This is a genomic window from Nocardioides sp. (genome assembly GCF_035481145.1).
Classification (GTDB): Bacteria; Actinomycetota; Actinomycetes; order Propionibacteriales; family Nocardioidaceae; genus Nocardioides.
Genome location: NZ_DATIHB010000199.1, coordinates 1 through 12,334, shown reverse-complemented (window position 1 = coordinate 12,334; position 12,334 = coordinate 1). Strand labels below are relative to the sequence as shown.

General features: G+C 69.6%; 12 protein-coding genes. 2 read left to right on the top strand and 10 right to left on the bottom strand.

Going from position 1 to position 12,334, the window contains the following annotated elements; all coding sequences use genetic code 11:
* A partial coding sequence (locus tag VLF38_RS15815) for an FKBP-type peptidyl-prolyl cis-trans isomerase (RefSeq protein ID WP_414689415.1) occupies positions 1–661 on the bottom strand: 661 nt, incomplete at its 3' end.
* Between the two features lie 72 nt (positions 662–733).
* The gene (gene pafA / locus VLF38_RS15810; RefSeq protein ID WP_325272197.1) at positions 734–2,095 is read right to left on the bottom strand and encodes a Pup--protein ligase; all 1,362 of its coding nucleotides are present in this window, start codon (positions 2,093–2,095) and stop codon (positions 734–736) included.
* A 51-nt stretch (positions 2,096–2,146) separates the two neighbouring features.
* Between pafA and VLF38_RS15805 the strand changes: the two genes are divergently transcribed.
* Positions 2,147–3,550 carry an FAD-dependent oxidoreductase gene (locus VLF38_RS15805; protein ID WP_325272196.1) on the top strand — a complete coding sequence of 468 codons (1,404 nt, stop codon included), beginning with the start codon at positions 2,147–2,149 and terminating at the stop codon, positions 3,548–3,550.
* 114 nt (positions 3,551–3,664) lie between these two features.
* Here the strand turns inward: VLF38_RS15805 and prcA are convergent, their stop codons facing one another.
* The 8 genes from prcA to VLF38_RS15765 all read right to left on the bottom strand — a co-directional run bounded on the left by prcA (position 3,665) and on the right by VLF38_RS15765 (position 11,433).
* Positions 3,665–4,606, bottom strand: a complete 942-nt coding sequence (gene prcA / locus VLF38_RS15800; RefSeq protein ID WP_414689414.1) for a proteasome subunit alpha — start codon at positions 4,604–4,606, stop codon at positions 3,665–3,667.
* Positions 4,607–4,693: 87 nt separating this feature from the next.
* Positions 4,694–5,512, bottom strand: coding sequence for a proteasome subunit beta (prcB, locus tag VLF38_RS15795; protein ID WP_325272198.1), 819 nt, complete (start codon positions 5,510–5,512; stop codon positions 4,694–4,696).
* A gap of 53 nt (positions 5,513–5,565) precedes the next feature.
* Positions 5,566–5,769, bottom strand: a complete 204-nt coding sequence (locus tag VLF38_RS15790) for a ubiquitin-like protein Pup (protein ID WP_325272194.1) — start codon at positions 5,767–5,769, stop codon at positions 5,566–5,568.
* 18 nt (positions 5,770–5,787) lie between these two features.
* Positions 5,788–7,296 (bottom strand): depupylase/deamidase Dop, encoded by a 1,509-nt coding sequence (gene dop, locus VLF38_RS15785; RefSeq protein ID WP_325272193.1) that lies wholly within the window; start codon positions 7,294–7,296, stop codon positions 5,788–5,790.
* 10 nt (positions 7,297–7,306) lie between these two features.
* Positions 7,307–7,501, bottom strand: coding sequence for a hypothetical protein (locus VLF38_RS15780; protein ID WP_325272192.1), 195 nt, complete (start codon positions 7,499–7,501; stop codon positions 7,307–7,309).
* A gap of 9 nt (positions 7,502–7,510) precedes the next feature.
* A complete protein-coding gene (gene arc, locus VLF38_RS15775; protein ID WP_325272191.1) occupies positions 7,511–9,145 on the bottom strand; it encodes a proteasome ATPase in 1,635 nt (544 codons plus the stop codon).
* Between the two features lie 87 nt (positions 9,146–9,232).
* Positions 9,233–10,231, bottom strand: coding sequence for a tRNA (adenine-N1)-methyltransferase (locus VLF38_RS15770; RefSeq protein WP_325272190.1), 999 nt, complete (start codon positions 10,229–10,231; stop codon positions 9,233–9,235).
* 35 nt (positions 10,232–10,266) lie between these two features.
* Positions 10,267–11,433, bottom strand: coding sequence for a site-2 protease family protein (locus tag VLF38_RS15765; protein ID WP_325272189.1), 1,167 nt, complete (start codon positions 11,431–11,433; stop codon positions 10,267–10,269).
* Between the two features lie 69 nt (positions 11,434–11,502).
* Here VLF38_RS15765 and VLF38_RS15760 point away from each other — a divergent pair.
* A partial coding sequence (locus VLF38_RS15760) for a PD-(D/E)XK nuclease family protein (protein ID WP_325272188.1) occupies positions 11,503–12,334 on the top strand: 832 nt, incomplete at its 3' end.

Below are 12,334 nucleotides of genomic sequence, written 5' to 3'. Positions count from 1 at the left end.
GCACCTTCACCTTCTGGCCAGCGGCGATCTCGGCGCCGTCGCCCTCCTTGAGGGTCGCGCGCTGGAGTTCCTTGGGAGCAGCCTTCGGCGACTTCGAGAAGTCGAAGCCGGTCGGCTTGCCGCCGGCCTCCTTCAGCGCCGGCACCTTCTCGGCGTCGACGTCGGTCACGCCGACCTTGCTGACGATGTCGATGACCCAGACGGTGGTGTCGGCGTTGCCGACCCCGAGCTCGGCGTTGCCGCCCTGCTTGGCCCAGGTGTCCTCGGGCGCGGCGATGACCTCGATGCGCGAGCCGACCGTCTGGCCCTTGAGCGCCTTCTCGATCGCGGGGAGCGTCTGGTCGGTGACGTCGACCGGCGACGGCGACTGGCCCTCGTCGAAGGTGCTCAGCCCCTTCTTCCCCGTGAAGCCGTTGCCGATGTACATGTCGACGGTCACCGAGTCGCCCTCGGCGACCTTGTCGCCCTCACCCTTGTGGAGCACCTTGATGATCGTCTCCTCCGTGGAGACCTCGCCGGAGTACTTCACCTTGGGCTGCTCGCCGAAGTCGCCGCTGACGGTGACCTTGCCGGTGAGGTTCGAGTCGGCGTCGTCGCCGCAGGCGACGAGGCCCACGGTCGAGAGGGCCAGGACGGTGGAGGTGACGACGAGGCGGCGCACGGGTTCCCCTTGCAGGTGCTGGATCAGGTGGGGCGCAGCCTAGCCAACAGGCCTGAGGCCCGCCTGAACGACTCACATCCCGTCGATGAGGCGCTGCACCCTCTCGTCCACCGACCGGAACGGGTCCTTGCAGAGCACGGTGCGCTGCGCCTGGTCGTTGAGCTTGAGGTGCACCCAGTCGACGGTGAAGTCGCGCCGCCCGTCCTGGGCGGCCCGGATGAAGTCGCCGCGCAGCTTTGCGCGCGTGGTCTGCGGCGGGATGGTCTTGGCGCGGAAGACGCTGAGGTCGTCGGTCACGCGGGCGACGGCTCCGTTGCGGGCCAGCAGGTTGTAGAGACCACGGTCGCGCCGGATGTCGTGGTAGGCGAGGTCGAGCTGGGCGATGCGGGCGTGGCCGAGTGGCAGGTCGTGCTTGGCGCGGTAGCGCTCGATCAGCTTCCACTTGATCACCCAGTCGATCTCGCGGTCGACGAGTGACAGGTCCCCGGACTCGATCGCCTTGAGGCCGCGCTCCCAGAGGTCGAGCGTGCGGTCGATGACCGGCGTACGCAGGTCACGGCGGTCGACGAAGTCGCGGGCGCGCGTGAGGTACTCGCCCTGGATCTCCAGCGCGCTCGCCTCCCGACCGTTGGCGAGCCGGACCTTCTTCCGCCCGGTCATGTCGTGGGCGATCTCACGGATCGCGCGGATGGGGTTCTCCATGGTGAGGTCGCGCATGACGACGCCGGCCTCGATCATCCGCAGCACGAGGTCGCAGCTGGCGACCTTCAGCATGGTCGTGGTCTCCGACATGTTGGAGTCACCGACGATCACGTGGAGGCGACGGTAGCGCTCGGCGTCGGCATGCGGCTCGTCGCGGGTGTTGATGATCGGTCGGCTCCGGGTCGTCGCCGATGAGACGCCCTCCCAGATGTGCTCGGCGCGCTGGCTCACGGAGTACGACGCGCCCCGCGGCGTCTGGATGATCTTGCCCGCCCCGACGATCACCTGACGGGTGACCAGGAAGGGGATGAGGACGTCGGCGAGCCGGCTGAACTCACCCTGGCGGCTGACCAGGTAGTTCTCGTGGCAGCCATAGGAGTTGCCGGCTGAGTCGGTGTTGTTCTTGAAGAGGTAGATGTCGCCGGCGATCCCCTCCTCGTGGAGGCGGTGCTCGGCGTCGACGAGGAGTCCCTCGAGGATCCGCTCCCCCGCCTTGTCGTGGGCGACCAGCTCGGCAACGTCATCGCACTCGGGGGTGGCGTACTCCGGATGGCTGCCCACGTCGAGGTAGAGCCGTGCTCCGTTGCGGAGGAAGACGTTGCTGCTGCGCCCCCACGACACGACCTTGCGGAAGAGGTAGCGCGCGACCTCGTCCGGGCTGAGGCGACGCTGACCGTGGAAGGTGCAGGTCACGCCGTACTCGTTCTCGATCCCGAAGATCCGACGGTCCATGTCCCGACACTAGACCTGCATCCCAGCGAACGTCGCGGGTACGGGACGGGCATGTCGCACGCGTTCTGGGGATCCCCCGACTCACCCGCCCGGCCGCCTCTCGCCGAGGACACGACGTACGACGTGGTGGTCGCCGGCGCTGGCGTCAGTGGACTGCTCGCCGCGGTCCTGCTGGCGCGTGCGGGCAAGCGCGTTGCGGTGCTCGAGGCGCGTGGGGTCGGGCAGGGAACGACCGGCCACAGCACGGCGAAGGTCAGCATCCTCCAGGGCAGCCGGCTGAGCACGATCATGGACCACCACCCGTCCCCTCTCGCGCGTGACTACGTCGAGGGGAACCGCGAGGGCCAGGCGTGGCTACGGCGCTTCCTCGAGGAGCGCGCCGTCCCGCACCGCACCACGACTGCCTGGACGTATGCGGTCACGGACGAGGGAGCCGTGCGGATTGCAGCCGAGGCGCAGGCGTCGCAGGCCGCCGGCCTTGAGCTGATGCGCGGGGTGGGGACGGGCCTGCCGTTCCCGGTCAAGGATGCGATCAGCCTCGAGGACCAGGTCCTGATCGATCCGACCCTGCTCGTCGATGCCCTCGTGGCCGAGCTGGAGGAACATGGCGGCGTCCTCCACGAGGGAACCCGGCTGGTCGGCGCTGACGCTGACGGTGACGGCATGCGGGTCGCGACCGACCGTGGCGTGACTGTGCACGCCGGACGGCTCGTCCTCGCAACGGGCTGCCCGGTGCTCGACCGCGGTGGCTGGTTCGGCCGGCTGACCGCGCACCGTTCCTACGCGCTCGCCGTCCGTGGAGTGGCGCCCCCTGACGGGATGTACCTCTCCGTCGACACTCCGACGCGGTCGCTGCGCCCCGCGTCGGATGACGTCCTCCTCGTGGGCGGCAACAACCACGTGACTGGTCGGGGGCCCGACGAGGCCGGTCATCTCGACGACCTCGCGGCCTGGACCGCCGCGACGTTCCCCGGCGGCGAGATCAGCCACCGCTGGTCGGCGCAGGACTGGCACGGCCCCAGTGGGTTGCCGTACGCCGGCCCCGTCGTCCCGCACGATGAGCGCGTCTTCGTGATGACCGGTTATGCCAAGTGGGGCTTCACGAACGCCGCCGCCGGCGCGCTCGTGCTCGCGAAGCGACTCCTCGGCGGCGAGCTGCCGCCGTGGGAGCCGGCGTGGTCGACGTGGTCCTCCGCCGACCTGCGGGGCCTGCCCGACCTGCTCGTCTCCAACGCCAAGGTGGCCGCCGAGATGGTTGCCGGGCACGTGACGCGGGGGCCCCTGCAGCGGCTGACCAGTGGGTCCGGGGATCCGGCGCCGGTCTGCACTCACCTCGGTGGTCGGCTGCGTTGGAACGACGCGGAGGAGAGCTGGGACTGCCCGCTGCACGGCTCACGCTTCGCTGCGGACGGGTCCGTCCTCGACGGACCCGCCTGCAAACGGCTCGACCTCTGACGGCCGCTGACCACAGCTGCAGGGTCGACTGACCACAACTGCAAGTTCGGCGCCGAGCCCGCAGTTGTGGTCACGCGAGCCTGCAGTTGTGGTCAGGCGAAGTGGGAGGTGTGGTCAGGCCGGCGGGGCCGGCGGCGGCGTCGAGGGGCCGACCGGGGGCTCGCCCGGCAGCGGCGGGGCCTGCTGGGTGCCCTGCTGGGGTGCGGAGCCCGTGGTCGGGGGCAGTGGCTCGCCGGTCATCGGGTCCTCGAGAGGGTCGACTCCCCCACTGACGGTGTCGGTCGGGTCCGCCGGGTTGTCTCCGGTGGCGCCGGCTGCAGGGGCGGCGGTCACGCCGTCCTCGGCGTTGGGCGCGTCGGGCTGCTCCGGTCCGCGGGGGCCCAGCAGGTCGGTGAGCTGCTGGCCCCGGATCCGCTTGAACTTCCGCGGTTGTGAGCGGGTGCGGTCGAGCACCGCCACCTCGAGGTCCTCGTCGGGGACGACGCGGTCACCGGCTTCACTGTGTCCGAGCGCGGCGACCGCGAGCCGGAGCGCGCTGGTCAGGTCGGCCGCTTCGGCGTAGTGCTCGGTGAGGTAGCCGGCGACGACGTCCGCCGCGCCACCCATCACCGCGAAGCCGTGCTCATCGGCCACCTGGCCGTCGTAGGTGAGCCGGTAGAGCTGGTCGCCTGCGGCGGTGTCGCCCACCTCGGCGACGAAGATCTCCACCTCGTAGGGCTTGTCGCCGGCGCTGCTGAAGATCGTGCCGAGGGTCTGCGCATACGCGTTGGCGAGGCCCCTGCCTGTCACGTCACGCCGGTCGTAGGCGTAACCGCGCATGTCGGCAAGACGGACGCCCGCGATGCGGAGGTTCTCGAACTCGTTGTAGCGGCCGACCGCAGCGAAGGCGATGCGGTCGTAGATCTCGGAGACCTTGTGCAGCGCCTGGCTGGGGTTCTCCGACACGAAGAGAACGCCGTCGGCGTACTGCACCGCGACGACCGAGCGGCCGCGTCCGATGCCCTTGCGGGCGAAGTCCGCCCGGTCCTTCATGATCTGCTCGGGCGAGACGTACATGCCGGGCATGCTCATAGCTGACCTCGCTCCGCGTCGGCCAGCACTTCGCATGCCAGCATGGCTCCGTACATGGTTCCCTCGCTGCGCTCAGTCACGGCGGCGCGGTCCTTCCAGCTCGGCGGACGGACCATCAGGGCGGCGCATGCGCCCGTCGATCACGCGGTCGGCGATGGTCGCGACCTCCTCGTCGGCCATCCGGCGCCCGCCGTCGGCGGTGATCACCTGGACGACCGGGAAGATCCGTCGCGTCACGTCGGGCCCGCCGGTGGCGGAGTCGTCATCGGCGGCATCGTAGAGCGCCTCGACGACGGCCTGGACCGTCGCCTCGGCCGACAGGTCCTCGCGGTAGAGCTTCTTCAGCGAGCCGCGAGCGAAGAGGGAGCCGGAGCCGACCGAGTGGAACGCGGTCTCTTCGTAGCGGCCGCCGGTGACGTCGTAGGAGAAGATCCGCCCGATGCCGGAGTCGAGGTCGAAGCCGGCGAAGAGCGGGACGACGGCCAGCCCCTGCATGGCGAGGCCGAGGTTGCCGCGGATGAGAGCCGCCAAGCGGTTGGCCTTGCCGTCCATCGAGAGCGTCGAGCCCTCGATCTTCTCGTAGTGCTCGAGCTCGGTCTGGAAGAGCCGGACCATCTCGACCGCGAGGCCCGCAGTGCCGGCGATGCCCACGCAGGAGTACTCGTCGGCAGGGAAGACCTTCTCGATGTCGCGCTGGGCGATGATGTTGCCCATCGTCGCCCGGCGGTCACCGGCCATCACGACGCCACCCTCGAACGTCGCGGCCACGATGGTGGTGCCGTGCGGAGCCAGGTCGCCGGCACCGGTCAACCCGCTCGCGCGGCTGCCCGGGAGCAGGTCGGGCTGGTGCGTCTCGAGGAAGTCCCGGAAGGACGAGGTGCCGGGGGTCATGAAGGAGGCCGGGAGCCCGACGAACGGACTGGCGCCGCCTCCCTGCGCCGCGCTCACTCGCCGCCCTTCTGGATGAACGACTTCACGAAGTCCTCGGCGTTGGTCTCGAGGACGTCGTCGATCTCGTCGAGGATCGCGTCGATGTCCTCGTCGAGCTGTTCCTTGCGCTCGGCGACCGTCTCGTCGGCGGCGACCTCGTCGACCTGCTCGACGGACTCCTCCGAAGACTTCTTCGGGTGCTTCTGCTCCTGGGCCATGGCTCGACACTAGTCCGATCAGCCAGTGAGTTCACGGAAGAGCTGCTCGGCGGTTTCGCACCGGTCGAGCAGCGCCTCGACATGGGCCCGCGTGCCCCGGAGCGGGTCGAGCGTGGGAATACGGTGGAGCGACTCGTGACCCTCGAGGTCGAGGATGACCGAGTCCCACGAGGCGGCCGCCACGCCGTCGCCGTACTTGGCCAGGCACGTGCCGCGGAACCAGGCGCGGGTGTCCTCGGGAGGCTCCTGCATCGACCGCTCGACACTCGCCGGATCGACCAGCGTCTGCATGCGGCCGAGCGAGACCAGCCGGTGGTAGAGCCCCTTCTCCGGACGGATGTCGGCGTACTGCAGGTCGATGGCGTGGAGCTTGGGAGCATCCCAGTCGAGGCCGTCGCGGTCGCGGTACTGCTGGAGGAGCTGGAGCTTGGCGCACCAGTCGAGCTCGCTGGCACAGAGCATCGGGTCACGCTCGAGCCGGTCGAGCACCGACTCCCAGCGATGCAGGACGTCGCGGGTCTGCGCGTCGGCATCGACGCCGTAGCGGTCCTCGACGTACTTCTTCGCGAGGTCGAGGTACTCCAGCTGGAGCTGGACCGCTGTGAGGCGCCGGCCGTCCTTGAGGGCAACGGGGAGCGTGCACGTGGGGTCGTGGCTGATCGCGCGCAGGCTCGACACCGGCGTCGCCAGGGCGAGATCACGGTCGATGAAGCCGTCCTCGATCATCGCCAGGACCAACGACGTCGTGCCGAGCTTGAGGTACGTCGAGGTCTCGGCGAGGTTGGCATCCCCGATGATCACGTGGAGCCGGCGGTACGTCGCGGGGTCGGCGTGCGGCTCGTCGCGGGTGTTGATGATCGGCCGCTTCAGCGTGGTCTCTAGGCCCACCTCGACCTCGAAGAAGTCGGCACGCTGCGTGATCTGGAATCCGTGGCCCGACCCGTCCTGGCCGACCCCGACGCGCCCCGCCCCGCAGAAGACCTGGCGGCTCACGAGGAACGGCGTCAGGTGGCGCACGATCTCGCCGAACGGCGTCGAGCGACGCATCAGGAAGTTCTCGTGGGCACCGTAGGAGGCACCCTTGTTGTCGGTGTTGTTCTTGTAGAGCAGGATCGGCGCGGTGCCGGGCACCTGCGCTGCCAGCCGCGATGCCTCGAGCATGACCCGCTCCCCCGCGCGGTCCCAGCGAACGACGTCGAGCGGGTTGGTGCACTCCGGTGTGGAGTACTCCGGGTGCGCGTGGTCGACGTACAACCGGGCGCCGTTGGTGAGGATGACGTTGGCCAGGCCGAGGTCCTCGTCGGTCAGCTGGCTGGCGTCGGCCGTGGCCCGTGACATGTCGAAGCCTCGCGCGTCACGGAGCGGGGACTCCTCCTCGAAGTCCCACCGTGCGCGTCGCGCCCGCAGTGTGGCCGCGGCGTACGCGTTGACCACCTGCGAGGAGGCTTGCATCGGGTTGGCCGTGGGCTGGCCGGTGACCGAGATGCCGTACTCCACCTCGGTGCCCATCACGCGTACGACGCTCATGTCGTGCCTCTCAGAGCGATTCGCCGCCCCCGCCGTTGAGATCCGGCGGGGAATTGCGCCGTGAACGGACCATGGCGTCGCCGATCGCAGACTCCACGCCCGCCTCGCTGCGCGAGATGCGGCTCCCTGGGCGTCGGCGGTCGAAGCGCCACGCGGCGACCAGTACGACCCCGACGAGTGCGCCGCTGATGATCCAGAACCACATGAGGCCCCCTCAGAGGTACTGGCCGGTGTTGGCGACCGTGTCGATGGAGCGGCCCGGCTCGGTGCCCTGCTTGCCGGTGACGAGCGTGCGGATGAAGACGATCCGCTCGCCCTTCTTGCCGGAGATGCGGGCCCAGTCGTCGGGGTTGGTCGTGTTGGGCAGGTCCTCGTTCTCCTTGAACTCGTCGACGCAGGCCTGCAGGAGGTGCTGCACGCGCAGTCCCTTCTGCTGGTGGTCGAGCAGGTCCTTGATCGCCATCTTCTTGGCGCGGTCGACGATGTTCTGGATCATCGCGCCCGAGTTGAAGTCCTTGAAGTACAGGACCTCCTTGTCACCGTTGGCGTAGGTGACCTCGAGGAAGCGGTTCTCCTCGGTCTCGGTGTACATGCGCTCGACGGCCGCCCGGATCATGCCGGCCACCGCCGCCTCGCGGGACCCGCCGAACTCGGCGAGGTCGTCCTCATGGAGCGGGAGCGACGGGACGAGGTACTTCGAGAAGATGTCGCGCGCCGACTCGGCGTCGGGGCGCTCGATCTTGATCTTCACGTCGAGACGGCCAGGACGCAGGATGGCGGGATCGATCATGTCCTCACGGTTGGAGGCGCCGATGACCAGGACGTTCTCCAGGAGCTCGACGCCGTCGATCTCGCTGAGCAGCTGCGGGACGATGGTGTTCTCCACGTCGGAGCTGACGCCGGAGCCGCGGGTGCGGAAGAGCGAGTCCATCTCGTCGAAGAAGACGATGACCGGCGTGCCCTCGGAGGCCTTCTCACGGGCCCGCTGGAAGACCAGGCGGATGTGGCGCTCGGTCTCGCCGACGTACTTGTTGAGCAGCTCGGGGCCCTTGATGTTGAGGAAGTAGGACTTCCCCTCCTGGCCCGTCTTCTCTGCGACCTTCTTGGCGAGGCTGTTGGCCACGGCCTTGGCGATCAGCGTCTTGCCGCAGCCGGGAGGGCCGTAGAGGAGCACGCCCTTGGGTGGCTTGAGCTGGTGCTCCTTGAACATCTCGGGGTAGAGGTACGGCAGCTCGACCGCATCGGTGATCTGGTCGATCTGCGCGCTCAGGCCGCCGATGTCGGAGTAGTGGATGTCGGGGACCTCTTCGAGGACCAGCTCCTCGACCTCCGACTTCGGCACCTTCTCGTAGACGTAGCCCGCGCGGGAGTCGAGCAACAGCGAGTCGCCGGCGCGGAGCTTCTCGCCGAGCAGCGGCTCGCCGATGCGCACCACGCGCTCCTCGTCGGCGTTGGCGATGACGAGGACGCGCTCGCCGTCGGCGAGCACCTCCTTGAGCATCACGACCTCGCCGATCTGCTCGAAGGCGAACGCCGCGACGACGTTGAGCGCCTCGTTGAGCATGACCTCCTGGCCGCGCTGCAGCCCATCGAGCTCGACGTTGGGGCTGACGTGCACGCGGAGCTTGCGCCCACCGGTGAACACGTCGACCGAGTCGTCGTCGTTGCGCTGCAGGAACGTGCCGAAGCCGGCCGGCGGCTGGGCCAGCCGGTCGACCTCCTCCTTGAGCGCGACGATCTGGTCACGAGCGTCTCGCAGCGTCTGCGCGAGCCGCTCGTTCTGTGCGGTGACAGCAGCGAGTGACCGCTGTGCCTCCAGGAACCTCAGGTCCGGGTCGGATGCCGACATGTGCGCCACCTCCTTGCTGTGACATTACCCAGATCCACCCACAGGGAAAGGGGTTAGCCGCGCGGAGATGGCAACTTCATCGAGCCGTTACGCGTCGAAGCTCTCCTCGACCGACGCCTCGGGCAGGTCGGCGGGGCGCGGCCCCGTGTAGTCGACGCCGTAGGCACCCGGTGCCGGACGCCGGGTCTTGCGGGGCGGCTTCTCCCCCGGGGCCATCCGTCGAGCGGTTACGAGGAACGCCGTGTGGCCGATCATCTTGTGGCCCGGACGGACCGCGAGGCCCTCGACGTGCCAGTCGCGGACCAGCGACTCCCACGGCTGGGGCTCGGTGAACCCGCCGTGGACCCGCACCGTCTCGACGAACCGGCTCAGCTGCGTGGTGGTCGCGACGTACGCGAGGAGGATGCCGCCCGCCGTGAGTGCGTCGGCGGCCGCGTCGACACACTCCCACGGCGCGAGCATGTCGAGGATGACACGATCGGCCCGGATGCCGGAGGCGGGCAGCGCCTCGGCGAGGTCGCCGAGCTGGAGGCTCCACGACGGGTGCTGGCCGCCGAAGAACTGGGTCACGTTCTGGCGGGCGACGTCGGCGAACTCCTCACGTCGCTCGAACGAGTGCACGGTGCCGAAGGGGCCCACGGCCCGGAGCAGCGAGCAGGTCAGCGCACCGGAGCCGACACCTGCCTCGACCACGACGGCTCCCGGGAAGATGTCGGCCATCGCGACGATCTGAGCGGAGTCCTTGGGGTAGATCACCGCGGCGCCGCGCGGCATGGAGACGACGAACTCGCTCAGGAGAGGCCGGAAGACGAGGTACTCGCCCCCCATCGACGAACGGATCGTGAAGCCCTCCTCGCGCCCGATCAGGTCGTCGTGCTCGAGGTGGCCACGGTTGCTGAAGAAGCGCTTCCCGGCGACCAGCTCGAAGTTGTGCTTGCGTCCCTTGGAGTCGATCAGGCGCACCCACTCGCCCTCGCGGAGCAGGCCGCGGTGGACGCCCGACCAGGCCTCGGGGGCGACGTCGTCGAGGGCTCCCGTGGGCTCGCGCGTCGGCTCTGGAGTCTGCTCGGGGATGGCGTCAGGCATGCGGGCCAGCCTATCGGCGTACGCCGGGGCGCTGGTCAGCGGTGGCGCTCGCGGAACGCCTGGTCGACGTCGGCCGTGGCGAGCACACCGTAGATGCTTCCGTCCTCGTCGACCAGGAGGTACTCGTGCGCGGGGAGGAAAGTGATCGCGCGGATCAGCTCCTCGCCGGCGATGCTGACCGGGAGGGTCATGCCCGGCACCAGGCTGCGTGCGACTGCGGAGACCGGAACCCACGGGCGCCGCTCCTCCGGGGTGGCCTGCACGGCTGCCTCGTTGACGATGCCGACGGGACGGCCGTCGGGGTCGACGGTGACGATGCTGCCCGCCTCCGCCTCCTGCGCGCGGCGAACGGCCTCGGCCACCGGCAGGTCCGCAGGGACGGCGAGGGTGCGGCGGGCGAGGCGGCGGGCGACCAGCGACGGCAACCTGCTGCGGAGCCGGGCACCCTGCATCGCCGCGGTCGCACCCATCCAGATGAAGACCGCCAGCACCAGCGAGAAGGCGTACGACGAGAGGTCGGGGGCCACGTCGTACACACGCTGCAGGAGCAGGGGGAGGAAGAGGGTGAGGACCGCGAGCACGCGACCCGCCCAGCCCGCGACGATCGTGCCGCGGACCTCGTTGCGGGTGACTCCCCACACGAGGGCCTTGAGCACCCGACCGCCGTCGAGGGGCAGGCCCGGCAGCAGGTTGAAGAGACCGAGCACGAGGTTGGCGAGTGCCAGGGTGATGACCGTCAGGCCGATCAGACCGTTCGGCAGGACGAGCGACAGCAGCCAGGCGAGTGCGGCGACGGCGAGGGAGGCCAGCGGGCCCACCACCGACATGACGAACTCCTGCATCGGGCTGCGGGCGCCGCCGTCGATGCTGGTGTGGCCGCCGAGGAAGTGCAGCGTGATGTTCTCGACCGGGTGGCCGTAGCGCCGGGAGGCCACCGCGTGCGCGGCCTCATGGACGAGGATCGTGAAGGCGTAGACGACCGCGATGACCAGACCCGCGACGTACTTCCATGCGCCGAGGCCCGGCTCGGCGGCCTCGACCGCGGGCGCGACGAGGACGGCGATCAGGAGCGCGAGCAGGAACCACGAGCGCGTGAGGAGCACGTTGACGCCGAGGAAGCGCCCGATCCGGAAGTGGCCGGGCGGCACGGGCGCGGCGACGCGCACGTCTGGATCGCTCGGTGTCGGGTGGTCGTCGGGCACGGCCCGAGGCTAGCGGACTCCGTGCGGGGAGAGGACCGGCGTGTCGGTGGTCTCCCCTAGATTGCAGGCATGAGCTCCCCTGCCGACCTCCACTCGACGCCCGTCGACGGTGTCGACGTCATCGGCGCGCTCTCCCCCAGCCGGGCCGGCGACTTCATGACCTGCCCGCTGCTCTACCGCTACCGGTCGATCGACAAGCTTCCCGAGGCTCCCTCGCCCGCCGCCGTCCGCGGCACCGTGGTCCACAAGGTGCTCGAGGACCTCTTCGACCTCTCCGCTCCAGAGCGCACGCCCGAGCGGGCGCAGGAGCTGCTCACCCCGTCCTGGGAGGCACTGCTCGAGGCAGAGCCCGAGCTCGCCGAGATGTTCGCGGATGAGGACGGTCCGGAGATCGGTGCCTGGCTGGCCGAGTGCCGGCGGTCGCTGGAGAAGTACTTCGAGCTCGAGGACCCGACCCGCCTCGAGCCCGCCGAGAGGGAGCTGTACGTCGAGGCGGTGCTCGACTCGAAGCTCCTGGTCCGTGGCTTCGTCGACCGGCTCGACGTCGCGCCCGATGGACGCGTCAGAGTGGTGGACTACAAGACCGGGCGAGCTCCTGGTGAGGGCTTCGAGGCCAAGGCGCTCTTCCAGATGAAGTTCTACGCGCTCGTCTGGTGGAAGACCCGCGGGGTCATCCCCGCGATGCTCCAGCTGATCTACCTCGGCAATGGCGAGGTGCTGCGCTACTCCCCCGACGAGGCGGACCTGCGCGCCACCGAGCGGAAGGTCGACGCGATCTTCGCCGCGATCCGGCGTGCGCAGCTGACCGGCGATTGGAAGCCCAACAAGTCCCGACTCTGTGACTGGTGCTCCTTCCAGGCGCACTGCCCGGAGTTCGGTGGCGAGCTGCTGCCGCTGCCGA